The sequence below is a fragment of the Virgibacillus sp. CM-4 genome (assembly GCF_000445495.1).
Classification (GTDB): Bacteria; Bacillota; Bacilli; order Bacillales; family Amphibacillaceae; genus Virgibacillus; species Virgibacillus salexigens.
On record NZ_AUQA01000001.1, the window covers coordinates 221,484 to 247,091 of the forward strand.

At 37.4% G+C, this 25,608-nt stretch carries 23 protein-coding genes; 5 read left to right on the plus strand and 18 right to left on the minus strand.

The window, feature by feature from the left end; genetic code table 11:
• Positions 1 to 83: 83 nt before the first annotated feature.
• The 4 genes from M948_RS23640 to M948_RS23655 form a co-directional block, all read right to left on the minus strand.
• Positions 84 to 797, minus strand: coding sequence for a FadR/GntR family transcriptional regulator (locus M948_RS23640; protein WP_021288813.1), 714 nt, complete (start codon positions 795 to 797; stop codon positions 84 to 86).
• An 81-nt stretch (positions 798 to 878) separates the two neighbouring features.
• Positions 879 to 2,465 carry an L-lactate permease gene (locus tag M948_RS23645; protein WP_021288814.1) on the minus strand — a complete coding sequence of 529 codons (1,587 nt, stop codon included), beginning with the start codon at positions 2,463 to 2,465 and terminating at the stop codon, positions 879 to 881.
• Positions 2,466 to 2,695: 230 nt separating this feature from the next.
• The gene (locus tag M948_RS23650; RefSeq protein WP_155974740.1) at positions 2,696 to 4,213 is read right to left on the minus strand and encodes a BCCT family transporter; all 1,518 of its coding nucleotides are present in this window, start codon (positions 4,211 to 4,213) and stop codon (positions 2,696 to 2,698) included.
• Between the two features lie 254 nt (positions 4,214 to 4,467).
• On the minus strand, positions 4,468 to 5,256 hold the full coding sequence (locus M948_RS23655) for a squalene/phytoene synthase family protein (RefSeq protein WP_031334904.1): 789 nt from the start codon (positions 5,254 to 5,256) through the stop codon (positions 4,468 to 4,470).
• A 211-nt stretch (positions 5,257 to 5,467) separates the two neighbouring features.
• Here M948_RS23655 and M948_RS23660 point away from each other — a divergent pair, with 211 nt between their 5' ends.
• Positions 5,468 to 6,622, plus strand: coding sequence for an MFS transporter (locus M948_RS23660; protein WP_021288817.1), 1,155 nt, complete (start codon positions 5,468 to 5,470; stop codon positions 6,620 to 6,622).
• A gap of 228 nt (positions 6,623 to 6,850) precedes the next feature.
• Here the strand turns inward: M948_RS23660 and M948_RS23665 are convergent, their stop codons facing one another.
• Both M948_RS23665 and M948_RS43410 read right to left on the minus strand, forming a co-directional pair.
• Positions 6,851 to 7,900 (minus strand): DUF3900 domain-containing protein, encoded by a 1,050-nt coding sequence (locus M948_RS23665; RefSeq protein WP_021288818.1) that lies wholly within the window; start codon positions 7,898 to 7,900, stop codon positions 6,851 to 6,853.
• Between the two features lie 86 nt (positions 7,901 to 7,986).
• Positions 7,987 to 8,133: a hypothetical protein gene (locus tag M948_RS43410; protein ID WP_021288819.1), complete on the minus strand. Its 147-nt coding sequence runs from the start codon at positions 8,131 to 8,133 to the stop codon at positions 7,987 to 7,989.
• Positions 8,134 to 8,377: 244 nt separating this feature from the next.
• Between M948_RS43410 and M948_RS23670 the strand changes: the two genes are divergently transcribed.
• From M948_RS23670 to thrB, 3 genes are read left to right on the plus strand one after another with little or no spacing between them, the layout of a single operon-like run.
• Positions 8,378 to 9,709 (plus strand): homoserine dehydrogenase, encoded by a 1,332-nt coding sequence (locus tag M948_RS23670; RefSeq protein ID WP_021288820.1) that lies wholly within the window; start codon positions 8,378 to 8,380, stop codon positions 9,707 to 9,709.
• Positions 9,675 to 10,736, plus strand: coding sequence for a threonine synthase (thrC, locus tag M948_RS23675; protein ID WP_021288821.1), 1,062 nt, complete (start codon positions 9,675 to 9,677; stop codon positions 10,734 to 10,736). The genes M948_RS23670 and thrC overlap by 35 nt, the downstream gene beginning before the upstream one ends.
• On the plus strand, positions 10,733 to 11,644 hold the full coding sequence (thrB, locus tag M948_RS23680) for a homoserine kinase (RefSeq protein WP_021288822.1): 912 nt from the start codon (positions 10,733 to 10,735) through the stop codon (positions 11,642 to 11,644). The genes thrC and thrB overlap by 4 nt, the downstream gene beginning before the upstream one ends.
• Before the next feature lie 18 nt (positions 11,645 to 11,662).
• Here thrB and argF read toward each other — a convergent pair whose 3' ends face one another.
• The 12 genes from argF to M948_RS23740 all read right to left on the minus strand — a co-directional run bounded on the left by argF (position 11,663) and on the right by M948_RS23740 (position 24,708).
• Complete coding sequence (argF, locus tag M948_RS23685) at positions 11,663 to 12,631, minus strand: ornithine carbamoyltransferase (RefSeq protein WP_021288823.1); 969 nt, start codon at positions 12,629 to 12,631, stop codon at positions 11,663 to 11,665.
• Positions 12,632 to 12,777: 146 nt separating this feature from the next.
• A complete protein-coding gene (locus tag M948_RS23690) occupies positions 12,778 to 13,971 on the minus strand; it encodes a class I SAM-dependent rRNA methyltransferase (protein ID WP_021288824.1) in 1,194 nt (397 codons plus the stop codon).
• Between the two features lie 85 nt (positions 13,972 to 14,056).
• On the minus strand, positions 14,057 to 15,199 hold the full coding sequence (gene solA, locus M948_RS23695; RefSeq protein ID WP_021288825.1) for an N-methyl-L-tryptophan oxidase: 1,143 nt from the start codon (positions 15,197 to 15,199) through the stop codon (positions 14,057 to 14,059).
• Positions 15,200 to 15,541: 342 nt separating this feature from the next.
• Positions 15,542 to 16,303 (minus strand): DeoR/GlpR family DNA-binding transcription regulator, encoded by a 762-nt coding sequence (locus M948_RS23700; protein ID WP_021288826.1) that lies wholly within the window; start codon positions 16,301 to 16,303, stop codon positions 15,542 to 15,544.
• An 87-nt stretch (positions 16,304 to 16,390) separates the two neighbouring features.
• On the minus strand, positions 16,391 to 18,457 hold the full coding sequence (locus tag M948_RS23705; protein WP_021288827.1) for a bifunctional rhamnulose-1-phosphate aldolase/short-chain dehydrogenase: 2,067 nt from the start codon (positions 18,455 to 18,457) through the stop codon (positions 16,391 to 16,393).
• A 108-nt stretch (positions 18,458 to 18,565) separates the two neighbouring features.
• Positions 18,566 to 19,819 carry an L-rhamnose isomerase gene (gene rhaA / locus M948_RS23710; RefSeq protein WP_021288828.1) on the minus strand — a complete coding sequence of 418 codons (1,254 nt, stop codon included), beginning with the start codon at positions 19,817 to 19,819 and terminating at the stop codon, positions 18,566 to 18,568.
• Positions 19,816 to 21,240: a rhamnulokinase gene (gene rhaB / locus M948_RS23715; protein WP_021288829.1), complete on the minus strand. Its 1,425-nt coding sequence runs from the start codon at positions 21,238 to 21,240 to the stop codon at positions 19,816 to 19,818. The genes rhaA and rhaB overlap by 4 nt, the downstream gene beginning before the upstream one ends.
• A gap of 42 nt (positions 21,241 to 21,282) precedes the next feature.
• Positions 21,283 to 22,605, minus strand: a complete 1,323-nt coding sequence (locus tag M948_RS23720) for an MFS transporter (RefSeq protein ID WP_021288830.1) — start codon at positions 22,603 to 22,605, stop codon at positions 21,283 to 21,285.
• Positions 22,606 to 22,625: 20 nt separating this feature from the next.
• Positions 22,626 to 22,940 carry an L-rhamnose mutarotase gene (gene rhaM / locus M948_RS23725; protein WP_021288831.1) on the minus strand — a complete coding sequence of 105 codons (315 nt, stop codon included), beginning with the start codon at positions 22,938 to 22,940 and terminating at the stop codon, positions 22,626 to 22,628.
• 320 nt (positions 22,941 to 23,260) lie between these two features.
• On the minus strand, positions 23,261 to 23,944 hold the full coding sequence (locus M948_RS23730) for an LXG domain-containing protein (RefSeq protein ID WP_021288832.1): 684 nt from the start codon (positions 23,942 to 23,944) through the stop codon (positions 23,261 to 23,263).
• Between the two features lie 58 nt (positions 23,945 to 24,002).
• Positions 24,003 to 24,287: a YwqI/YxiC family protein gene (locus M948_RS23735; RefSeq protein ID WP_021288833.1), complete on the minus strand. Its 285-nt coding sequence runs from the start codon at positions 24,285 to 24,287 to the stop codon at positions 24,003 to 24,005.
• A gap of 1 nt (position 24,288) precedes the next feature.
• On the minus strand, positions 24,289 to 24,708 hold the full coding sequence (locus M948_RS23740) for a YwqH-like family protein (RefSeq protein WP_021288834.1): 420 nt from the start codon (positions 24,706 to 24,708) through the stop codon (positions 24,289 to 24,291).
• Between the two features lie 281 nt (positions 24,709 to 24,989).
• Here M948_RS23740 and M948_RS23745 point away from each other — a divergent pair, with 281 nt between their 5' ends.
• Complete coding sequence (locus tag M948_RS23745) at positions 24,990 to 25,607, plus strand: TetR family transcriptional regulator (RefSeq protein ID WP_021288835.1); 618 nt, start codon at positions 24,990 to 24,992, stop codon at positions 25,605 to 25,607.
• Position 25,608 lies beyond the last annotated feature (1 nt).

Sequence of the window (25,608 nt, forward strand, 5' to 3'; positions counted from 1 at the left end):
AGCTGTTTTCCTTTCGATTGTCGCTTTTGAATTCAAACCGACAATTGATACGAAATGCCTTTTTTAAATGGACCGAGGTTATATTAATCAATCTCCAGATTCTTAAATAGAAGTTTTTCTACCTTTTCTAAGTGATCATACATATAATTCCTTGCTTTATCCGATTGCCTGTTCTTAATTGCTTGAAAAATTAGTTGATGCTCTTCGAATAATACATTTGCTCGGTCTTCCGAATACAATAACAGCCGACGCGTCTCTCGAATCGTTTCTGACATTAAATCAGATACACTGCCCATTAAATTAATAAGTAGTTCCATATGTGTTGCTTGTGCAATAGCTAAGTGGAATTCAGTATCAGCGCTTTCCGCCATTACATCATTTCCTTTTGCTTCTTTCATGACATCCAGTGCTTTTTGCATCTGAACTAGATCGTTTTCATCATGATAACTAGCTGCGTAACCAGCTGTACCTACTTCCAATATTTTACGAACTTGGTATAATTCTTTCACATCCGCGTGTTTCATTAAGAAAGCTGTACTAACCGGTAACGTAAATCGTTTTGGGTCGAAGGTTTTTATATAGGTCCCTTCCCCTTGATGCATTTCAACAAGCCCCATGGATCGTAAGCCACTAAGAGCCTCACGGATTGCTGAACGCCCTACATCAAAATTGCGAGCCAATTGTTCAACCGATGCTAACTTATCACCAGGTTGCAGTTGTCCATTCTTAATCATATCTATGAGTGAATCAGCTACTTGTTCGTAGATTTTCTTTGATTTTATGCGTTTATATTCCATGATTTTCAACTCCTCATCATTTGAACCCATTTTACTGGATTGTCAAACGTTTGAAAAGTTGATCATATGACAGAACATGATCTAAAAAAGCTGCAGGGTGATAAAGCTAGCTGCTCCAATTAATAGTCCATATAAGATTGCTGGTGGTAACGTTTTCCTAATAATATCGCCTTCTTTACCAGATAGCCCAACTACGGCACTAGCTGCAACTACATTATGAACACAAATCATATTCCCTGCTCCAGCTCCAATCACCTGAGCAGCAAGTACAGCGTTTACATCTAAACCAACTTGTTGAGCAACATTAAATTGAATCGGCGAAAAGGTTAATGTTGATACAGTAGCGCTTCCTGTTATAAATGAACCTAGTTCTCCTAAGAATGGTGCAACTAGCCACCAAACAGAACCTAGTGAACTAGCAAAAGATTCTGCTATATATTGAGGCATACTCGCCAATTCATTCATATTCACCCCTGAATTTGTAAAGACATGCACCATCGCTAGTGTTGTAATTAAAGAGATTGCTGTTGTTTTCATCGTAGATAGGGATTGCTTCGATGCACTTATAAAGGTCTTTACTGTTCGTTTGTGTAAAAACACCGATACTATTGCTGCAATCGTAAGTATTGTTCCTGGAGAATATAAAAACTCCCAGTCAGAGGCTATTCCTTCAATACCAAGAATATTGGTCCATGAAAGATTAATAGCTTCCTTTGTAAAATTAGCTAACCAAGGAACAACGCGTGTCAATAATAACAATACAACAACAATGATGTATGGCGACCATGCAGCAACAATGCCCATTTCGGACTTTACTTCCTTTTGTTTAAAACCTTCCTGCAATGCCTCTTTCCATTCTGCCTTAGGGATTAACCATCCCTTTCGTGCTGTTAATGTAGCAACTACTAAAGCAGTAAGTGATGCTAAAATAGCAATGAATTCTTGACCAAATAAGATGGCATAGAATAGTGCTGAGCTCGTATACACAATTCCTATCAGTAAAGTCCACGGAAGCATGGGAAGTGCGTCTTTAATCCCCTTTCCTTTGCCAAAGAAAATAGTCATAATCAGGACCAAGACAAAAGGGATGAATGTCCCTGCAAATAAATCCAACGTTGTAATAGTAATCCCAATTTCTTGAAAAAAAGAAGCATTAGCAGTTGGAACATTACTTAGACCTACTGCAACAGGGGTTCCTACAGCACCGAAAGCCACAGCTGAACTATCTGCAATTAAGGCTAATGTTGCAGCTGCTAACGGTTTAAATCCAAGTGCTATCATTAATGGCCCTGTTACCATTGCTGGTGTCCCAAAACCTGCTGCCCCTTCAATTAATGAACCAAACAGGAAAGCTACGATGATAACTTGAACTCTCATGTCCCCCGAGATACTTTGAAACCCTTGATTAATTCGATCAACTGCTCCGGTATTTCGAAGTGTATTTAGTAATACAAGCGCCCCAAAAAGTATCCATAGAATAGTCAGTGTTTTATGTGTCCCTTGAAAGATAGAAGAAAGTATGACTTCTCCTTCCATTCCCCATACCGTAAGCGCAAACATAATCACAATTAAAGCACTCCACGTCATCCCCTTTGTTGCCGGGAAGCGCAATATTACAAGAAAAATAAATGGTGCTAAAATAGCACTCAGTGCCACAAGTAAATACATTAAACCCCTCTCTCCCACAAATAAAGCGATTTCATAGATGTACTATAAATAAGGTCATCTGATGACCTTATTTATAGTTTACTTCGTTTTTTACTCGAATTCAAGTTACTATATCAGAAAAATACGTTTCCCGGATAAAAAGCTGAAAGGTTTTGTGCCGTTAGTGATAAGCTTATCTATATTCAAAAAGCCTCTACTCATTAAGAAGAAGGAGTAGAGGCTATCTTCATTTATTTATCAACTTTTTTAGTCATCTCTCTTTGCCAAATCAACCCTTGTTCTAAGGCCATTGTTCGAGCAATTTTAGGTGCCGTCCATAACGGAGGCAACAATAAAAACGAGACAGGTACAGCTGTAATAACAATTGAATTTTGAATTGAAGTCACACTATCCTCTCCAATTGTTAAGATAACCATCGATGTCGCCCCAAAAATCAAAGCCCAAAACACACGAAGCCAACGCTTCGGATGATCATTACCAGATAACGTAGCAGCAACTGTATACGACATGGTATCTGCAGTAGTTGCCACAAATATAATCGATACAACTAAAAAGCTAACACCAAACACGACTCCCAAAGGAAGTTGATCTGTGATCGCCATTACTGCAGCTGGCATACCTCCATCGTTCAAAGCATTTGAGATAGAACCTGCGTTTTCCATTTCAAAATGGACACCAGTCCCTCCTACAATTGAAAACCAAAAATTACTAACAATTGGTGCAACAATGGAGACACCAATAATTAATTCCCGAATGGTACGGCCTCGCGAGATTCGACTAATAAACACGATTAACATCGGAGCATAACCAATAAACCAACCCCAGAAGAAGATCGTCCAAAATGACAGCCACGCTTCATCACCACGGAACATGGCCATCGTAAAGAAATTCTGCAAATGGACGCCAGTTCCCCCTACAAGCGCATCAATAATAAAAGTAGTTGGGCCAACAATCAATACCACTGCTGCTAAAAAGATAGTAAAACCAACATTATAACGACTAAGTGTAAGAATTCCTCTATCTACCCCAGTAGCTGCCGATATCGCAGCGATCACAACTAATATTAAAATTACAATAATACTCACGGATAGCGTATTAGGTATATTAAATAAATGATTCAATCCATATGAAATTTGTAAACCTAAAAATCCTAATGGACCTAATGTTCCTGCTACTGTAGCAATGATGGAGAAAATATCTGCAGCAGAGCCTAAAATACTCTTTTGATAAATTTTTTCACCGAATATAGGGTAAAGCAGACCACGAGGCTTTAATGGTAACCCTTTACTATAATGCACATACATCATAACGATAACACTAAGGGTCCCAAGAATTGCCCACGCTAAAAATCCCCAATGCATAAATGATTGAGCAAATGCTGCATGTAAATGATTCAATTCCCCACCGCCAAACAACGGAGGTGTTGTCATATAATGATACATTGGTTCGGAAGCTGCCCAAAACACGCCACCACTTGCCAATAACGTTACCAGTATCATAGCTACCCATTTAAAATAACTATATTTTGGTTCATTTTGATTACCTAACTTCACTTTCCCATATTTTGAAAAAGCCAATCCTAAACCGATAAAAAAGTTCCCTAGTAATAATAACTGCCAATAAGCGCCAAATAAATCGGAAGAATAAGCAAATAATGTATTTACTGCACTTCCTACCGCATCCTTATTCCAGATAGAAAGTAGAATAAAGATAATTAGTAGTCCTCCACTAATAATAAATACGGGCATGTCTATTTTCGTGTTTTTCTTTGAATTCACGCTGTTCCTCCTATTTTTTATAGGAGCAAGTGCCTGTAATATCGTTGATACCCCTTTGTCATTAAAGACCGTTGGATGGATAGTGATTATTACATGCTACTTATAAATAATCATGACAAAAAACCCACCAGCTTGCTCAAAATTTTATACGTATAAATTCTTTCCTCTGCCATTAGTTTATTGTTCATAAACAAATTTATTCCAAAAGAAAGAACACGAATCACTTACTTGTTAATGATTTCATCTACAGTCGATTCTACTTCCGATCGCGTTATCTTTTCTTGACCATCTTCTAAAGCTTTTAATGTCTTATTAGCTAATGCTAATGGTATTTTACAGAATAAAAGAATATGACGTGTACGGACATCTTTTATATATGCTTCTGCCTGATTTAAGTTTGATTTCGCATATGCAAACATATCTGCTCTTGTCCATCCGTCTGGAATAAACTGAACACCACGTTCTGCATCTTCCTCTTGGTTTCTCAACATATTGACAGCTTGTAAACCTCTACCATAGCCAATCGCCAAATCGTAATCTGTCTTTGTATTATCATACCATTCCCAAATATCAGACAGCATGACCCCAACTAAACCGGCTACATAATATGTATAATCATCTAAGTCTTCTTTTGTTTTTATTATCCAATTTTTCTCTGTCCAATCTGCCATCCCAGCTGCCATAATACTGGTAGATTCTTTTACCTTTAATACAATCTCATCCGGACAGACGTCAAGCCAATCTGCTAGCCTAGTAGTAACTTCTGGGAGAAATGATTGATGAGGGGCTAGTAGTTCAGAATAGGCGGATTCATCAAATGGATCCTCTTTCAGCAATTTGCTGATCGACCGTAATAAATATTGTTTTGTCTCACTTTCTAGCTGTTCATGATCTTCTATTTCATCAACAGCGCGCATGCATAAATAAGCAGATCCTACCGTTTTTTTCAAGGTTGGTTTTAATAAAGTAATGGGGATATAAAAGGTTCTGCTTGTCTGTTTTAAAACCCGCATCGCATCTTTTTGTAATTTAGCATCTGTACGCAACAATGTTTCCTCCTTATTTTCACCTGAGGTATTATAAGTATACCAAAAATAATGTGAAACTTCATTCAATCTCCTTTTCACAAACGTTTATTTCGGTTAACCCGCTTGTCAATTAGTGAAAATGGGATTACTATTATATAGGTGAAATTTAAACAACTTATTAGAAAGGCGTCATTGTATGGACAAACGTATTTATCTATTAACTATTGTTTCGTTTGTAGTAGGAATGGTTGAATTAATTATTGGTGGTATTTTAGATTTAGTTGCCAATGATTTACAAGTCAGTTTAGGACAAGCCGGCTTATTAATTACCATTTTTTCGTTAATATTTGCAATTTCAGCACCGATTTTATTAATTGTTACTGCAAAAATGGAACGGAAGCGATTAACCTTACTTGCATTGCTAGTTTTTCTAATTGGGAACTTAGTAGCTGTATTTAGTCCAGTATATAGCATTCTCTTCATTGGCAGAATTATTTCAGCTGCTAGCGGTTCGTTACTTATTATCTTATGTTTAACTATCGCGGCAAACCTAGGTGATGATAAATATCGCGGTCGTGCGATTGGTATTGTATCGATGGGTGTCAGTGGTTCACTTGTTTTGGGAGTACCTATTGGGCTTGTACTAGGTAATAGTTTCGGTTGGAGAGCACCTTTTGTTTTCATTGTTATTCTTTCCATACTATCTATGATAGGGGTTCATTTCTTTATGGATAAAGTCGCACCCAAACCACAAGTGCCACTAAAACAACAAATGAACACATTGAGAGAAAGCAAAATCTTTCTAGGTCACGCTACCACATTTTTATATATGGCAGGTCATACTATTTTATATGCTTACCTAACTCCATTTGTAAAAACAACAATGAATATGGATGGAAACTGGGTTAGTATCATTTATCTCATTTTTGGAATTGCTGCAGTAAGCGGTGGTGGCATTGGAGGAGCTTTCTCTGATCGCTTTGGTTCTAAAAAGACAATCATATCAGCAATCCTTATATTTGCATTCGCGTTACTCCTCATCCCTTATACAACATCAACAATGATTGTTTTTCTTGTTGTTATGATTATCTGGGGAATGATGAGCTGGGCTATAACGCCAGCCCTGCAAAGCTATTTAATTGAAACGTCACCAGAAACTTCCGATATACAGCAAAGCTTAAACAACTCTGCATTGCATTTCGGAATTGCCTTTGGATCATTAATCGGGGGATTTGTGATTGAACAGGCGACTGTCCAACAAAATGCATCGATTGGTGGTATATTCGTTCTCCTATCATTGGGAACAATTCTTATCTCCATGACTAGATTAAGAAGAAAAAGCTATGCGTAGAATAAGATAGGAACGCGGCTGGACAGTTTCACGCTGCCTGCTTGATGAAATTCACAAAGAAAAAAGTCAGCCCACGAATCATGCAACTGAAATATACGATCTTTCTACGGCGAAGAATGGAGCCTGCTCGTAAGAAATAACGCGCACTGTAGGCCTGCACATTGTGCTTCGCCTGTAGGAGTATCGCATATTCGAGTTACTGAAATCACTGATAAGTCAGCCCATCACTTATCCTCTATCTAAGATTCGCTTTACTACGGATTCTAAATCATCTGGTTTATGAAATTCAATGGGTGAGAATCCTTTATCAAAACTAATTTGCTCTGCTTCAACCATTAGAATATATTTCCCATTTACCTTAGCTAAGTGAAGACACTCTCCAAAATCCGATAAATGGGCTTTTATAGCGATGTGATCAAGTTTCATTTTCAGCTCTGCATCCGGGGTATGCTCAACAATCTGCGCAGAAGCTTCGACTACCTGCTCTGTTGTTAAACGTTCTTGAATTTCTCTTTCTGGTGTAACCGCCCATTCTTCCATAGCTTCCTCAAACTGGTCTTTTTCCTCACTTTCCTCTGGGAAAGTTTCATTAATATAGTCTTGAACCATATCCATTACTTGTGTTTTCATTATTTCTGGCATTGATTTTTCATAGGATACAAATGGTAAGAAGTCTTCAAAATAACGCGCATGGGAAGATTGATGAATTTTAATTTCTGCTTCATCCATTATTCCTTCTTCAGGCATATATGGATATTGAATTGACTTCATGTTTTTTGTCGTTATTGCCATTTCCACATTTTGGACAAGTGTTTCTTGATTCGTAATTCGAGCTACCTTGGGTTCAAAATCACATTTCATTACAAACAAGAAGGGATCATCGAAGTATTTCGTTAGACGGGCAGCGGCTACAAGAAAAACACCGCCTCTTACCGCACTCGTATCTACATACATTTGTGCAAGTTGATCCGTACTAGACTGAAAATCCTCTGTTGTTTCTGCATTCCTCACTTTTTGAAATACATTATAATTAGGGTTAGATGTTAATTCATGCCCAGGCTCCACCATGAATCTACCGATTTTTGTAGGCGCATTTTCTGACTTAGCATGACGTTCTACCTTCCGCTTTGCAATTCTCGTTAACTCGCCATCAAGGAATTCTTTTAGTGGACTAGCTTCATAGTTAGGTTTATCCAACGTTTGAAAATGTTGTGCACGTTTATCTTCTCCATCTACTTGAATGAGATAGAAAGATAAATAATTTATTGTAAAATCCATTTTATCACCTGTTTCTTCCTTTTATGCCTTCCTAAGTATAGAAAGACAAAAGAAGCACGTCAATAAGAATGAAATGAAGATGTTACCTATCTTTTTCGAAACACGCCAATGGTAATAATCCCTAGCCCGAGCCCAATTGCTCCTCCAGCCTCTAATTGACCAAATAACATTCCTACTCCCGTACCTAGCAATAAACAGGTAACAAACGTCAGTCCAGCAGTTGCGTCGCTCATTCCCTACACCTCCATTGCTTTCCTTCCTCTCGTTAGTTTATTCTTCTACTTTAGGAAAGGTTAAAAGTAATTCCACTAAAAAGATGTCTGTTACGTTTCGTTCATTTCAAATACTGACTAAATACCCCATCCATATTGTTCTTTGAATTTACACACAAATTCAATTCGTGTGAAAAATTCACTATTGCTATACTTTTGTATTCGTGTTTAAATAGCTATTAAACAAAAACGATGAGGTGATGATGTGAGAGACAAGGTTTCTATCGGTCTATTAGGATTAGGAGTAGTTGGTTCGGGAGTTATTAAACTAATTGAAAATCATCAAGAAAAGCTTGTTCATCAGCTGGGATGCGAGGTTAGTGTAAAGAGTGTATTAGTTCGCAGCCTAGATAAGACACGTAACGTTGAGGTAGATCGAACGTTTCTCACTACGAATCCCGATGATATCATAAATGACCCTGAGATTGATGTAATCGTAGAAGTTATGGGCGGCATAGAAGAAACCTATCAATATATTTTAAATGCATTTGCGAATAAAAAGCATGTAGTAACCGCAAACAAAGATTTAGTTGCACTGTATGGTACTAATTTAGAGGCGGCTGCGAGAAAGAATAAATGTGACTTCTACTATGAAGCCAGCGTAGCCGGCGGAATTCCAATTTTAAGAGGAATTGCTGATGGTTTATCCTCCGATCGTATCCAAAAGGTGATGGGAATTGTAAATGGTACAACAAATTATATTTTAACAAAGATGAGTAATGAAGGTGTTTCCTATCTCGATGCTCTTAAAGAAGCGCAGGAACTGGGATTTGCTGAAGCAGATCCAACGGCAGATGTGGAAGGGTTAGATGCTGCGAGAAAAATGGCTATACTTGGCAGACTTGCTTTCTCTACAGATGTAGCTTTAGAAGATGTTGAAGTAACTGGAATTAAAAGTTTAGAGCTAGAAGACCTTCAATATGGAGATAAATTTGGATATGCCATGAAATTAATTGGCTATGCACAAAGTAAAGACCACCAAATCGAAGTAAGTGTTCAACCCACTCTATTATCAAAAGAGCATCCGTTGGCAGACGTTAAAAATGAATATAACGCGGTATATGTTTATGGAGAAGCGGTAGGAGAGACCATGTTTTATGGCCCAGGAGCTGGAAGTTTACCAACAGCGACTGCCGTGGTTTCTGATCTGGTTACTGTAATTAAAAACATGAGGCTTGGTGTAAGTGGCACGCACTCTCTTGAAGCTCGGTTCAAGAAAGAATTACGTAGTGCTGATCAGCGTTCGGGACAATATTATTTACGAATCCATGTAAAAGATCGAGTCGGAGCTTTTTCTGAAATATCCACTCTGTTTAATGATTTAGAAATAAGCTTTAAACGAATTCTTCAAACACCGATAAAAAAACGAGAATCAGCAGAAATTATATTGGTTACCCACCAAACATCTCTAGATAATTTTCAACATGCATTAGATCAATTGAAAAAACTCGAGGTAGTACTTCAATTAAAAAGCTACTATAAAGTGGAAGGAGATGCGGCATATGAATTGGCCGGGACTACTAAAACATTATCATAAATACTTACCAATTACTGACAAGACACCAGCATTAACGTTACAAGAAGGAAATACACCATTGATTCATTTTTCCAATTTATCTAAGGAACTTGGTATCGAACTATATGGGAAAGTCGAAGGTGTTAATCCAACCGGTTCTTTTAAAGATCGAGGTATGGTAATGGCTGTAGCAAAAGCTTTAGAAGAAGGAAGTAACTCAATTATCTGCGCTTCTACCGGCAATACCTCTGCTTCCGCTGCTGCTTATGCAGCAAAGGCTGGCCTGAAAGCGATGATCGTTATCCCTAAAGGGAAAATCGCGCTTGGAAAGCTAGCTCAAGCAATTATGTATGGGGCAGAAATTGTAGAAATAGATGGTAACTTTGACGACGCTCTAAAAATGGTACGACAATTAAGTGAAGAACAGCCAGTAACGCTTGTAAACTCTGTTAACCCATATCGCCTAGAGGGACAGAAAACAGCTGCCTTTGAAGTATGTGACCAATTAGGTACTTCCCCAGATGTTCTTGCAATTCCGGTAGGTAATGCTGGTAACATAAGTGCCTACTGGAAAGGTTTCAAAGAATATCATAATCAAAAACAAACCGGTCTTCCTCAGATGTTTGGGTTTGAGGCAGAAGGAGCAGCAGCCATCGTTTATAATAGGGTTATTTCTAATCCAGAAACGATTGCAACTGCTATTCGTATCGGAAATCCTGCTAGTTGGAAGCTTGCCGAATCGGCGAGAGATGAATCAGGTGGAGCAATTCAATCGGTTACAGATGGGGAAATTACGAATGCCTTTAAAAAATTAGCTCAGAAAGAAGGTATCTTTGCTGAGCCCGGTTCATGTGCATCGATTGCAGGATTAATCAGAGAAACCGAGAACGGTACCATTAAACAAGGGAGCAAAGTAGTAGCTGTGTTAACGGGAAATGGATTAAAGGACCCACAAACAGCGATAGATCAGTTAACGATAGATCCTGTCTCCTTGCCAAATGATGAAAAAATCATCATGGAGTATATGGAAAATAAGGTTAACGCATGAGTAAGTTTACGATTACCATACCCGCGAGTTCAGCAAATATTGGTCCAGGCTTTGATTCATTCGGTCTATCGCTAGGGTTATACCTGCGATTAACGGTAGAAGAACAGGATACTTGGGAAGTAAAACAGCTATCGAACCTACTGCCCGCGTTTGACAGTTATGAAAACCATTTTATTTACATGATTGCTGAAGAAACTGCAAACCATTTCAACAAACAACTACCTGCTTGTAAATTAACGATTGAAAGTTCGATTCCTTTAGCTCGCGGATTAGGCAGCAGTGCTTCAGCAGTTATTGCAGGAATTGAACTAGCTAACCAGCTTTCTCACTTAGATCTTTCTATAAGTGAAAAGCTCCAGCTTGCAACAGCTAAAGAGGGGCATCCCGATAATGTTGCAGCTTCTATCATTGGCGGTTTTGTTGTAACAGCATACACAGAAAACGAAACAATTCATTATTGCAAGCTAGATTCGTTAGATATGGATATGGTCACTTTTATTCCTAATGTTGAGCTAAAAACAACAGCCTCACGAAATGTTTTGCCTGAACAATATTCGAGAAAACAAGCAGCAATTGCAAGTAGTATTAGCAATCTTTTTATAGCGGCTTTGATAAACAAACAGTACGATTTAGCTGGTGAAATGATGGAGAAAGACTTATTTCATGAACCATATCGTTCATCTATCATTCCGAACTATCTTGCTATCAAACAAAAAGCAAAACAATTTGGTGCCTACGGAACGGTTATCAGCGGTGCGGGACCGACGATGATCGCATTTGTCCCAAGTGGCAGTGGTGAACAAATCGTCGGTAAGATGCAAGAGCTTTTCCCTTCCTATCTCATTCAAAAATTAGAAGTTGATAATGATGGTGTACAAGTATCGACAAATAAAGAAGTGGCAGAATGATCATTCTGCCACTTCTTTTTAGGATTCCATTAATGCAACCAGCAACGCTTTTTGTACATGTAATCTATTTTCTGCTTGTTGGAAGATAACAGAATGATTGCCATCAATAACATCTGCTGTCACTTCTTCTCCGCGATGGGCTGGAAGACAATGCATAAATATTGCATCTGACTTGGCAAGTTGAAGTAAGTTTGAATGAACCTGAAAATCTTTAAAAGCAATTTCCCTTTTCACTTGTTCTTCTTCCTGTCCCATACTCGCCCAAACATCAGTATAAATAACATCTGATTCCTTTACAGATAATTCAGGATTATCCGTAATTTGAATGTCCGCTTCTGATAATGCCGCTAGCTTTTTAGCTTTGGCTACAATTTTTTGATCAGGTTGATATCCTTTAGGGGCTGCTACGGATAAATGCATTCCCATAATCGCTGCTCCTAGCATTAACGAGTGTGCCATATTGTTTCCATCTCCAATATAACTCACCTTCACTCCATCCAGTGTACCTTTTTGTTCCTTGATTGTTTGTAAATCGGCTAATACTTGGCAAGGATGATATAAATCGGTTAGTCCATTAATTACAGGTATACTTGCTTTTTCAGCTAATTCTTCTACTGCAGTTTGCGAAAAGGTACGTATCATAATGGCATCCAAATAACCTGACAACACTTGTGCAGTATCAGAAATTGACTCTCCTCTTCCAATTTGAATATCCTTAGAACTTAGAAAAATACCATTGCCTCCCAATTGATATATTCCTGCTTCAAAAGAGACTCTTGTTCGTGTTGATGATTTTTCAAAGATCATACCAAGCGTCTTTCCCTTTAGTGGTTGTTCAGCTATCCCATTTTTACGCTGAGTTTTAAGCTGGTCCGCTAATTGTAGTAAGTACGTAATTTCTTCCTGTGTATAATCTGCTAAAGTTAAAAAATCTTTTCCATGTAAATACTGAGGATTTAATCTGGCCCGTTTCAATTCTACTCCCAAGAAAAATCTCCACCTTCCAAATAGTATATGAATTATTATGCAATAAAAAGAATATTTATACAATAGTTGAAAAAATTTTTTATACTTCTTATATTAATGGCTCCAAATAAAAATCAACACCCCGGATAGGCGGAGCGTTGATAATTTTAGCTTATTTGAAAGATAACTACTTTTAAATAATTTCCTTCTGAAAACTGTTTGGTCGTTTGAAAATCACGCGGAAGATGGAATGTTTCTAGTATTTGATAAGATATATGCATCTCACGACATGCTATTTCAATAAATCCTTTAAACTTCTTCATTCCAAAACTCGCATTATTGGTGGAAGCAACAATAATCCCATTATTCTTAGTGACGGAAACAGCATCCTTCAGTAAATCTGGATAATCTTTTGCTGTACGAAACGTTCGTTTCTTCGATCGCGCAAAGCTAGGTGGATCCAAAACAACCATATCAAAAATTAGATTTTTTTTACGTGCATATTTAAAATAATCAAAGACATCCATTACAATGATGTCCTGCTGCTCAAAATCAATCCCATTTATACTAAATTGTTCGATGGTCTTAGCTTTACTTCGTTTCGCTAGATCAACACTTGTGGTTTTTTCAGCTCCACCCAAAGCCGCAGCAACCGAAAAAGCTCCTGTATACGAAAAAGTATTTAGTACATGTTTTCCCTTTGCATAGCGATCGCGAATTGCTTCCCTGACATCACGTTGATCTAAAAATACACCAACCATTGCACCCTCATTCAAATAAACAGCATAGCGGACCCCATTTTCCATCACAGTTATTGGAAATTCTCCTCGTTTCCCCTTTACAAAATCATCATCGTCTATATAACTGCCTTTCGTATCAAAGCGCTTCTTCTCATAGATCGCTTGATAACGGCCTAACTCGTCCAATACTTGAATGATATAATCCTTAAATGCATATATTCCTTTACTATACCAATTAATTACATAATATTCATTAAAATAATCGATCGTTAGACCACCAATCCCATCCCCTTCCCCATTAAACAAACGAAACGCATTGGTCTCCTCCGATTGATAAAATCCCTGTCGTTTATTAATTGCCGAAAGGAGTTTCTTTTTAAAGAAATCCAGATTAATCGCTTCTTCCTGTCTATTTGTAAGAACCCAACCAATCCCTTTGTTTTGAATCCCATAGTAACCTTTTGCTAAGAAGTGGTTTTTATTATCAACGAGCTGAATGATGGTACCCTCTTTTATAGACGCTGGTATTCCTGTAACCACATCATTCGTAATAAGCGGATACCCAGTTTGCAATTGCTTCCTGTATTTATCATTCACTCGTACCTTCATTTCTTTCGTCATGTTTTCATCCTTACTGCTTTTTTCTATATTATCGCATGTCACTTATAGGAAAAGCAAAATGATTACCCAACGTTCGTTTTATTTCTCACATGACCCCAAGATTAACAAACCGCTTTGGTGCAAATAGGGAAATGTCATAGTGCGTTTCTCCATGGAGCGCTAACTCAGCAGCAATTCTTCCCATCACAGTAGCCATCTTAAATCCATGCCCAGAAAAACCTGTTAAGACAATGACCCGATGATCATGTGGAAGTTTTCCAATAATAGGGTGGTGATCTTTGGTATACAACTCCATAAAGGCTTCCATCCTAGATGGATCACTATGTAATCCAGGGAGATCCCGATTTACGAGGTGCTTGAAATGATGAATTTCTTCGCTTGTGACATCACGTATATATGAAGCAGCATCTGTTAATCGATGCGCAGCTGTTGCACGTAAACCTAACTTAACCATGTTTCCATCTATCAAAGGAAAACCATAATAGCTATTATTTACATTTTCCCTTATAAAGACTGGAAAGTCACCTTCTCGAAAGGACTCCATGTCTTTTGGCAAAAACCAAGCGTTCACTAAGCGACGAACTTCTAGGAAACTCGTAAATTCACCAATAAAATTAGTTGCCCAGGGTCCAGCAGTTATAATGACCTTTTGTACACGATAACGTTCCCCCTCAGCATAAATAGTTACACCATCCTCATCAGAAGTAATGGTATCTACTTCCGTATGACTATAAATGGTTGCTCCAAGTTCAATGGCCCGACTAACAGCAGAAACAATGGCATATTGTGATCGTAAATAACCAGCAGCACCATCAATCATAATTTGATCGTTTTCGAATAGTTTATGTTGATAAAAACGATGTTCTGCTTCTTCATTTGTTAATAATTTATGTTCTAAATTATACGCTTGAATGCTTCGTCTTACATTTTTGAACGTTCCTGAATTAGGATCACCAATAATTAGCCCTTTCGTTAATTGCAATAATTCATTTCCTGTTTCACTCTCCAGCTCTCGCCAAAGCATATAAGCATCTTTTAGTAATGGAACATATTGTTTACCTTCCTTATACGCTGTTCGAAACATCCTTGTTTCTCCACCAGCAGCCGAACGATCATGCCCAATACCAAACTGCTCAAAGCCTATTGCATTTACCCTTGCCTTAGCTAACTGCCACATTGTCATACTTCCCATTGTTCCTAATCCAATTACACCTATTTCAGCATCCACTACGTATCCCCCGATCTAAAAAAGTAAAACTTCACTGCGCCGTTTTATTCATCCCTCGATTGATCATGCTACAAGGTAAGACATAAAGGATTCTAAGCTGAATAACATTTTTCTGTTGTTGTATTCCATCATTAAGGTGAACCTCGTAGATTTAAAAACGGTGGCACTGCTGCCACTGCCAAATTTATGCGGGATTAAGTGATAACGATTCATTGATGAGGATAATAATTTGAAAAAATGAAATCTTAAGATATATTTGATATTAGTTTAACATAACTACTTAGAAATAAACGAACACAACAAAATAAATAAGCTGAATTGCTCTCCGGAGCAATTCAGCTTTTAAACACGTATGACATGCATCGATCTATCTTCTAATTGTTCAATCACCTGTTTATCTACATTACTATCTGTTATTAGCTGATCAATTACTCCCAAACCAGCTAAACGCGAGAACGCTTGAACACCAAATTTACTATAATCAATCATAATATAGACCGTGTCTGCACTCTCCATCATTTTTTTCTTAATATTTGCCTGACGTTCGTCTGATTCGCTAATACCTCGTTCCAGATGCAGCCCCTTACATGAGATAAAGGCTTTATTTACATGGTAATGGTCAAGAGATGTTTCAGCTAAATTCCCTACGAAGGATAAAGATTTTGCAAGCAGTGTACCGCCGGTTGAAATTACGGTAATTTGCTTCTTCGTACTCAGCTCCATGGATACTTTGATCGAATTTGTTAACACAGTTATTGGTATATCCGGTAAAGCTTTAGCCATGTACCAAGCGGTTGTACTCGCATCTAGAATAATTTTATCCCCTTCATGTACCTGCTTGACTGCTTCGAGAGCAATTTTGCTCTTTTCTTTCACATTTATGACTTCTCTTTCAGAATAAGGAATTTCCATCGAGTCAACTGGCTTAATACTTATTGCTCCTCCATGACTTCGTGAGAGAAGTTTTTCTTTTTCTAATTTCTCTAAATCTCTGCGAATTGTCTCCTCTGTCACGGAAAAGTGCTGGCTTAGCTCCGTTACTCGAATACTTTTCTTCTCATTAACAAGTTCAACAATTTTTTGTTGTCTCTCAGCAACAAGCATGTCATTCCCTACTTTCTTTCTGAATCAACTTTTCCCTTTTTATTGTATAATAGATTCCCTGTAAATAACAGAGAATCTATGAAAAGGTTACCTTGTAAAGGCAGCTGCGACACCACCATCAACGGTAATCATACATCCAGTTGTTTTGGCAGATTGGGAGGAAGATAAGAATGCAACTGACTCCGCAATATCTTGTGGTAAGATATTTACATTTAAAATGGTTCGCTTTCGATAATGTTCTTCAATATCATCAGTATCTATTCCATAAGAAGATGCTCTTTCTTTTTTCCAGTTGGAATCCCAAATTTTTGAACCTCGGATAACAGCATCAGGTAATACAGAATTCACACGAATACCATATTGACCTCCATCTGCTGCCACTGTTCGAGCTAGATGAACTTCAGCTGCTTTCGCTGTACTGTATGCCGCAGCATTCTTGCCAGCATAGATAGAGTTTTTAGAACCGACAAACACCATATTTCCGCCAATTGCTTGATCTTTCATTAACGTAAATGCTTCTCTGGCTACGAGAAAATATCCAGTTACCAATACATTCATATTTACATTCCATTTATCAAGCGTGGTTTCTTCAAAGGGGCTTGAACTAGCGAGACCAGCATTATTTACAACGATGTCTAAGCCTCCGTATGTTAATACAGCTGAATGGATAGCAGATATGACTTGATCCTCTTTCGTCACATCCATTGCGACGGCTACCGCACGACCCTCACCGTACTGGTTATTAAACGCAGCAGCTAACTCTTGAGCTCCTGCTAAATTAATATCGGCTAGTACTACATGTGCTCCATCTTTCAATAGGCGATCACAAGTTGCACTCCCAATCCCGCCTGCCCCTCCAGTAACAAAAGCTACTTGACGGGAGAATTCCGCTTCCGGTGGAGCTAGACTTAATTTATAAAGTTCTAATGGCCAATATTCAATGGCATAAGATTCTGCTTCATTTAGTGAAACAAAGTTGCCTAAAATAGTAGAACCGCGCATGACTGCGATGGCGCGATGATATAATGACTCACTCACTTTAGATGCAGTCCAGCTTTTACCTGTATTAATCATACCAACTCCAGGAATAAGCATAACACGTGGAGCAGCTTCAACCATTTGGTCTGCTTCCGATTTATTACGGTTGAAGTAATCTGTATACGCTGCTTTATACGAAGCTATTCCTTGCTTCATAGTATCTATTAATTGATCGACATCTTTAGAAGATGGATCCCAATCAATAAACAGCGGGACACGTTTTGTATGAACGAGATGATCTGGACATGCAGCCCCTATTTGCGATAGGGCTTGTGCATCGTTACTATTAACAAACGCCAACACGTCTTTCGAATCATCGAAAGTTACAATCATTTTTTTATCTGAACTAACTTGTCCTCTTATCATAGGGAGGATTTGTGCTAAAATCCTTTCCCTTTCCTTCTTTTCTATAGATTCATAGTTCTTCCCGCCAAAAAGTACCGTTTCACTAGCTTGTTTTTCAATATAATCTTCTGCCTCTTGGATAATCGAAATTGTTCTATCATAACTCTCCTTCGAAGTATCCCCCCATGTTACAAGTCCATGTTTTTCCATAATCACTAATTCCGGATTGGGATGGTTTTTAACTCCTTCTGCAATCATTTTAGACAACTTAAATCCTGGTCGAATATAGGGAACCCAAACAAAGCGGTCTCCGTATATCGCTTTAGCAATTTCTTGTCCGTTATCTGCACAGGCTATACTAATAATTGCATCTGGATGTGTATGGTCAACATGTTTAAAAGGTAAGAAAGCATGTAGAAGTGTTTCAATTGATGAACGAGGATGTTTGGAATCTATCATACAATGAGATAAATATTCTACCATCTCTTCATCCGACATATCATCTTTTTCAAGTAATGGTTGAATATCTGCTAAATTCAAACCAGTAAAGTTCGCTTTATTCATCGTGGCAAGATCAGAGCCACTGCCCTTGACCCACATTACATCAATCTCTCTACCGAAAAAGTCCGTTTCCTTTGTTTTTACGGAAGTATTCCCACCTCCCCAATTTGCTACCGAGCGATCTTGACCTAATAAGTTTGATCGATACACCAATTCATTTAAACCGTTATCCGTATTGCCATGTTGGTTGTCCCAAAGGTTTTTCACCACGTTGCATACCTCCAATTTCTTGTTGTTTTTATGATAGCACACTTCCGTTTATTTTTGAATTTATTTTTTTGTTTTTGTTTAGTAATAAGAAAATCTTTTTAACTCCTATTATCTATGTTTCAACACCGTTTGTTCGTAATGTTTTACCTCATCCAGCCAAGTTTCTCCTACTGGTACATCAGATATTTCGCAGTAATAATCCCAAATAGCCCCAAATGGGTAGGTTTTAAACTCTTCCATCAGTGCCAATCTATCTGTAAAGTTACCTTCTTCTTGAAGCTGTTTTAGATACTCATTAGGTGTGAGCATTGCGAGTAACAAAGCTTTAATCATATTACGCGTGCCTATTGTCCATGCAGCAACCCGATTGATACTTGCATCAAAGAAATCTAACCCAATTGAAACTTTGTCTAGCGCACCGTTTCGAACGATCTCTAAACCGATTTCACGTAATTCATCATCCAATATGACCACATGATCACTATCCCAACGTACTGGTCTTGATACATGTAGTGCCAGCTTGTTACTGTATAACAGCATCGATGAAATTTTATTAGAAACAACTTCTGTTGGATGATAATGTCCTGTATCAAGCAAACACAGTTTATTGTTTTTTAGTGCATAACCCATATAGAATTCATGAGAGCCAACTACATAAGCTTCCGAACCGATACCGAATAATTTGCTTTCTACAGCATCTAAATTATATTTTTCATCAATGGTATCTGCGAATATTTCATCAAGCGATTCTTTTAAGCGTTTTCTAGGCGTTAACCGATCACTCGGGATGTCTTTGTAACCATCTGGTATCCAAATATTAGTTAATGCAGGAGTTCCCAGCTCTTTTCCAAAGTAGGCTGCTATGTTTCTACTCGCTTTGCAGTGTTCAATCCAAAAATCTCTAATTTGTTTGTCAGGATGAGCAAGTGTTAATCCGTCATCTGCTTTGGAGTGAGAAAATAAAGTAGGGTTAAAATCAAGTCCCAACTCATGCTGTTTTGCCCAATTCACCCATTTTTCAAAATGCTTGGGCTCTAATTGATCACGATCAACCACTTCTCCATCGGTTTCTGCATAAATTGCATGTAAATTAATCCGGTGCTTCCCTGGAATAAGTGAAAGAGCTTTTTCAATGTCATTTCTTAATTCTTCAGGAGTTGTAGCTTTGCCAGGATAATTCCCGGTTACATCAATACCACCTGATAACTCCTGTTGATTTACTTCAAATCCTCCAATATCATCACCTTGCCAACAGTGAATTGAAATTGGTACCTTTTTTAGCTCTTTCAAAACCTGATCAACATCAATATTCCATTTTTTATATTGCTTTTTAGCTTCATTATAACGCGCTTCTATACTCATATAATTCCCTCCTGATCTTGTTTCCTATATGTTTTCATTTCAAAAGACTGCTGAATCATCCTTCTTGCATCAACAATTCCATTAACCTCACCTAAAGTAATAAGCTGTGATACAATATTTCCTATTGCGGTAGCTTCTATGGGGCCAGCTTTTACTTCTTTATTCGTCGTATCTGCAATTAATTGATTTAGCATATCATTCTGGGAACCGCCGCCAATAACATTAATTGTTTTGAATTCTTTTTCAAATATTTCCTCAATTTGTGCAATCGCTTGTTTATAACGAAGAGCTAAACTATCATAAACACATTTAGCAACTTGACCAGCAGTCTGCGGTATTTGCTGTTCGGTTTCTGCACAGTACTTTTGAATCTCTTCAATCATGTTTTCAGGCTTCATAAATCGATTATCATCTACATTTACAACGGAGCAGAAGTTCTTCTCGTGTTTTGCTAATTGTACAAAATCAGCAAATGAATAGGTATGTTCATAGTTTCGCTTCACTTCTTGAATCATCCACAGCCCCATAACATTTTTTAGAAACCGAAAGCGATAGTCAAATCCACCTTCATTTGTAAAATTGTAGTCAAAGGCTTTTGTCACACAAATTGGAAAGTTATTTTCTACACCTATAAGGGACCATGTTCCTGAACTCACATAAATCGTATTCGTTAATTCCGGAACAGACAGAACAGCTGAGCCAGTATCATGGGTGGCAGGTAATAAAACATCCATATCCACTCCCAACTCATCGATCAACTCTTGCTTCAATCCCCCTAAATTCGTAGAGGGAGGTAAAACTTCTTGAAAGATGCCATCATCGATTCCTAACTGCCGAAGCAAATCTTTATCCCATTTCTTCGTAAAGGCGTTTAGTAATTGTGTGGTCGTTGCATTGGTATACTCGTTCGCCTTCTTCCCAGTTAATAAATAATTAAAATAATCTGGAATCATTAGAAACGTTTTTGCCTTCTTTAAAATATCTGGATTCGCCTTCTTCAAGGAATATAATTGAAAAATCGTATTAAATTTCTGAAATTGAATGCCTGTTTCAAGATATAACCGCTCCTTACTTATGATATTTTCAAATACTTCTTTCATTAGCCCATCTGTCCTTGGGTCACGGTAAGTTACTGCATCTGTTAACAATTCATCATTTTCATCCAAAAGAACGAAATCCACTGCCCATGTATCAATCCCAATACTCTGCGGCGTATACCCAAGCAGTTTACTTTGATAAATGCCTGTTTTAATCTCTTGAAATAAACCAGCAATATCCCAAATGAAATACCCGTCTTTCTTGGTGATCCTATTATCAAATCGGTGCACTTCATCTAGTTGCACAGTACCATCATTCAAATAACCGGCCATCACCCTTCCACTAGAGGCTCCGATATCAACCGCTAAGCAACATTTAGTCATGTCTATACCCCCATATCAACAGTCAATCCTACTCTATATCTATCAACTACTACCTTTTGCTTCTGTCCTAAGTGAATCTACCTCACCATATCGTTCCTGTTCAATTTGTTTAAGTGTTTTTCCTTGTGTTTTCGGAGATAAAGCAATTCCAATAATCGCATGAATAATAAGGAATGTGATCATGACCATTCCTGCAACTTTAAATCCAAGCGTAACCATTAACGTTGGTAAGATAAAGGACCATATTGCAATCCCTGTTCGAACAATAAAGTACATTAACCCTTGGGCTCCAGCACGATATCTAGTCGGGAATAGTTCACTTGTCCATAATGCATAGAAAGCTTGTGCGCCAATTCCAGCAGCGGAACCCCATAAAATAACAAATGCGATTAGTGTAGGCCATGTCATCGGCATAAAGGTTAAGATAATCCAGGCTACAACACCCATCACAGCGCCAAGCCCAAATATCAATCTACGACTATATTTATCTCCTAATTTCATAAACCCAAAGAACGTCGTTAATACTGTAAACATCCACAAAAATGCCTGTAATAAGTTCGCCTGTGCTCCACTTAGTCCACCAACATTCTCATAAATATAAGGCATAAAATACCCCATTGCTCCAGAAGTTAAATTCCAAAATAAATAAATCCCGATTAATAAGAACAGCGCTTTTCGATTAACACTTAATGAGAATAACTCCCTGATAGAGCTCCGCTTTTCCTTACCAAGTACAGATTCCTTTTCTTCTTTATCTTTTTGTTCTTGCCAAATCTTTGATTCATCCAATCCTTGTCTAATATACCAAGTGATAAATGCGATCACTAATAAATGGAAGAAAATAAGGCGTGATCCCAACAAACCTAACGGTGCTACTAATACAGCTAAGAAGAACGTCACCATTGGACCAGTTGACCAAGCTAGCTGGGCTGTTCCAACATGAGCAGCCCGCTTATCTTCAGGTGACTCTTCTGCAATGTATGTCCAAGAAACAGGTACACCAGCACCAACTGCCACCCCTGTTATGATCGTTCCAATAAGTAACATCGGAAAATTAACCGATAACGCAATGAGTAGTACACCTAGCATATATAAAAGCAAATCATATTTAAATATGAAAGCCCTGCCAAATTTGTCCGTTAAAGGACCACCAATTAAAGCACCGACAGCAGCACCAAAAGCATTTGCACTTAATGCACTTAGTAAGCCAACGCCAAAACTATCAATATTTAAATAGGCTTGCCACAATGTAAGACTACTAGCAGCAGCAATAATCGAACCAGCTTCAATATAATTTGCCATCGCTACAGCAATCGTTGCTTTCCAACCAGTAACCTTTTTTGCCCCAAACTTTCTCTTAGCCATTACCCACTCTCTCCTTCTAATTAAGCCATATGAAAAACTTCTTTAAGATCTTCTGTCACCGGACTTTTATCTGAATTCGTTTCCATAACTGATTCCATATATGCCCACCAGCGTTGATTAATATCCGATGCAGCTAGCATATTCCATGTCACTTCGTCTTCAATCTCAACATAACCAAAAAGCGTACTCGTTCCCTCATCTAAAAAGATTGAATAATTCCTTGCTTTGTGTTTATGTAGTGCCTCTATCATCTCTGGCCAAATTTCTCGATGCCTTTTTTGGTATTCTTCATGTTTATCTGGATAAACTTTCATTTTAAATGCTTTTCTAATCAAATTATATCCACCCTTTCTAACAGATTTATAAACCTTTATCTTTCACCTTTTTTGTTAACGGTTTCATTGAAGATGAAAGATTATTTAACTGTAATTATAATCAGATAACAATCACAAGTCAACGTTTGCAAATACAAACAAAATATATTTATTTTTATTTATTTTTGTTTTATGTTATGTTTTCAACATTTAATCAGAAAACCAACCAAAATTTTTGGGAATATTTACTTTTGATTCAGAGAGGTAAGAAGAACAACCAAGCTGTTGACAGCAAAAAATAACACCGCATTAAAACGGTGTTATTAAAATCAAAAGCCTAATCATTCGGTTTTCGTTGAATTCGCTTCTACTACTTCCTGATAATAAGTTAACTTATCTAATGTCGTCGGGTCGTACGTAGTAACGGCTCCTTTATCTGCATGGAATGTTTCCTGCATTTCCGATAAATAATTCGTCATCATTGACAGTTCATGCATCATAGGCTCTAATGCCCTTAATTGTGAACTGTCTAAAGCATAAAGCTGCTCTATCATTTCATTTTTCTTGTTTTTCGCCTGGTGAATACTAGTCAATAAATCCATATCATCTAAGTGCGGTAACGATATAATATCTTGTATCTTTGTCAGTTCCCGGTTGACGTTATCCGTTAATCCTTGTGTGACATTTTCCAACTGTTTCAGCCCTTCTTCTAAATCCTGCTCTAAGAAAGATTGGCGAACAAAACCATCTGTCGCTGGTTCAAACGAATGAACCGTATCTTTTATTTGATTTAACATTTGATCGTATGACGTTAAAAAATTGTCCATAAACGCTAAAAAGGGTTGATGAACATCCTCGTAAAAGGATCGAATAGCGCTCGCCCCTTTGCCTTTCAAGGCATCATCCAGAGAAGCAATTTGTTGAACTGCTTGGCTAACAGGATGTAACTGTTTTTGGATTTGGTGAATGGTATGTTGCATTTCACTTATATTAGAGTTCAGTGTTTGAATATCAATTATTTTCATGGAAATACCTCCTGATGAGGAATGTAAAAGAAGTGTTTAGTCGTGGTAGTTCAATCAATTATTTTGAAAGCTCCATAGAAGATGCGATCGTTTGTTCTGTTTGCATAAAGTTATCTACAGCTTTAGCAGTTTCCTGTTCATGATTTAAGAGTATTGTTTGGTATGTGGTTAATATATCTTCTAATTGATGATTAATTTCATTTATTTTCGTAACCATATCTAACGTGTTATTGCCTTCTATTTCTTTTCCCAGCCCAGTTGCATCCATAGATTCTGTCGCTGTTTTCAAATTCGTTAATGCTTGGATGACAGGTTCCTGTTGTAGCTTTATTTCTTTACTCACGTTAACTCATTAACTCCCTTCTTTGCTTATCATATAAATGATCTAGTTCGTTACGCTGATTAGACAGATCCATTCTGATATCAATAATTGATTGCTTGATTTCCCGAATCTTTTCATTTAGTTGATCAATCGTTTGAACTAATTGATAATCATATAAAGATATGTAGTTCGCTAAAACCTCATTATCTTTAAATTGTTGAAACCGAGATGCATACTGACCATGCCATGTATTCGGAGAAAGCTCAGGAGTAACACATAATTTTCTATTTTGTTTAAAATCATCTTTATAATCATATAAATTAGACAAGGCAAGTGCCAATCTCTCCAGTTCTCTTCGTCTATTTTCCAGTTGTAAATTCAGGTCATAGAGAGAATTTTGCATACGACTAATTTGTCCATTTATCGAATGTAAGGACTCCATTTTTTCACCTCAGACTACTACAACATTACACAAAAATGTGATTACCATACAACAATACTATTATATAGCATATATTCCCCTGTTTTAAGAGGACTTCAGCCTATATTTATAGTAAATCCTTTTCATAAGAGATAAAATACTTAGGTATTATGAATCAAAAATAACAAAATGTATTTAATATTTAAATAAATTGTAATATATCTTATTGACTTTAATGCTTATGTTACGTAAAATTCAATAAAAACGACAATATTGTCGTTTTTATTGAGGTGAACATATTCATGCCTAAAGTTAGTCACTCTTACAAGTTAGAGAAGAGACAAGCAATTTTAGCAGCGGCAAAAAAGGTATTTATTAATAAGGGATATACCCATGCAACGATGGAGGATATTCTAACAGAGGCCAAGATTTCAAGAGGGGGACTTTATAGTTATTTTAATCATTTAGACCATATTTTCATGGACGTGCTCTATCAAGAGGATCAGCAAATCCTTCCTACACTTGATTATAATAAATCGGTATGGAATCAGCTTACAACTTGGATAAAAGATCAGAAAAAAAGCATTCAATTTAATCGTGACTCTCTTATTCTAGCTCGCTCCGAATTTTTTCTTTCGACGAAATACAAGATGGATAAAGAAAATGCTTCTTATCTAAAGAAACGATATGAACTGATGATTGAAGTAATTAAAGAAACCATACAATTGGGTGAAGCAAACGGTGAATTTAACCCAATAGTATCCAAAGATGCGATTGCACAGTTTATTATTTCCTGTATCGATGGTTTAATGTTAAACACTTTTCAACACGGTAGTGCAGTGACAAATACGGAGGAACAAATAGACGGGTTACTGTTTTCTTTAAAACACATGCTATGTCCAGTAAACACAAAGGAGTGAT

Excerpts from the sequence above, each read along its gene's own strand:
- M948_RS23640 (WP_021288813.1), bottom strand. The coding sequence starts at position 797 with ATGGAATATAAACGCATAAAATCAAAGAAAATCTACGAACAAGTAGCT.
- M948_RS23645 (WP_021288814.1), bottom strand. The coding sequence starts at position 2,465 with ATGTATTTACTTGTGGCACTGAGTGCTATTTTAGCACCATTTATTTTT.
- M948_RS23650 (WP_155974740.1), bottom strand. The coding sequence starts at position 4,213 with ATGCCCGTATTTATTATTAGTGGAGGACTACTAATTATCTTTATTCTA.
- M948_RS23655 (WP_031334904.1), bottom strand. The coding sequence starts at position 5,256 with ATGCGGGTTTTAAAACAGACAAGCAGAACCTTTTATATCCCCATTACT.
- M948_RS23660 (WP_021288817.1), top strand. The coding sequence starts at position 5,468 with ATGGACAAACGTATTTATCTATTAACTATTGTTTCGTTTGTAGTAGGA.
- M948_RS23665 (WP_021288818.1), bottom strand. The coding sequence starts at position 7,900 with ATGGATTTTACAATAAATTATTTATCTTTCTATCTCATTCAAGTAGAT.
- M948_RS43410 (WP_021288819.1), bottom strand. The coding sequence starts at position 8,133 with ATGAGCGACGCAACTGCTGGACTGACGTTTGTTACCTGTTTATTGCTA.
- thrC (WP_021288821.1), top strand. The coding sequence starts at position 9,675 with ATGAATTGGCCGGGACTACTAAAACATTATCATAAATACTTACCAATT.
- thrB (WP_021288822.1), top strand. The coding sequence starts at position 10,733 with ATGAGTAAGTTTACGATTACCATACCCGCGAGTTCAGCAAATATTGGT.
- M948_RS23690 (WP_021288824.1), bottom strand. The coding sequence starts at position 13,971 with ATGACGAAAGAAATGAAGGTACGAGTGAATGATAAATACAGGAAGCAA.
- M948_RS23700 (WP_021288826.1), bottom strand. The coding sequence starts at position 16,303 with ATGCTTGTTGCTGAGAGACAACAAAAAATTGTTGAACTTGTTAATGAG.
- rhaA (WP_021288828.1), bottom strand. The coding sequence starts at position 19,819 with ATGAGTATAGAAGCGCGTTATAATGAAGCTAAAAAGCAATATAAAAAA.
- rhaB (WP_021288829.1), bottom strand. The coding sequence starts at position 21,240 with ATGACTAAATGTTGCTTAGCGGTTGATATCGGAGCCTCTAGTGGAAGG.
- M948_RS23720 (WP_021288830.1), bottom strand. The coding sequence starts at position 22,605 with ATGGCTAAGAGAAAGTTTGGGGCAAAAAAGGTTACTGGTTGGAAAGCA.
- M948_RS23730 (WP_021288832.1), bottom strand. The coding sequence starts at position 23,944 with ATGAAAATAATTGATATTCAAACACTGAACTCTAATATAAGTGAAATG.
- M948_RS23740 (WP_021288834.1), bottom strand. The coding sequence starts at position 24,708 with ATGGAGTCCTTACATTCGATAAATGGACAAATTAGTCGTATGCAAAAT.
- M948_RS23745 (WP_021288835.1), top strand. The coding sequence starts at position 24,990 with ATGCCTAAAGTTAGTCACTCTTACAAGTTAGAGAAGAGACAAGCAATT.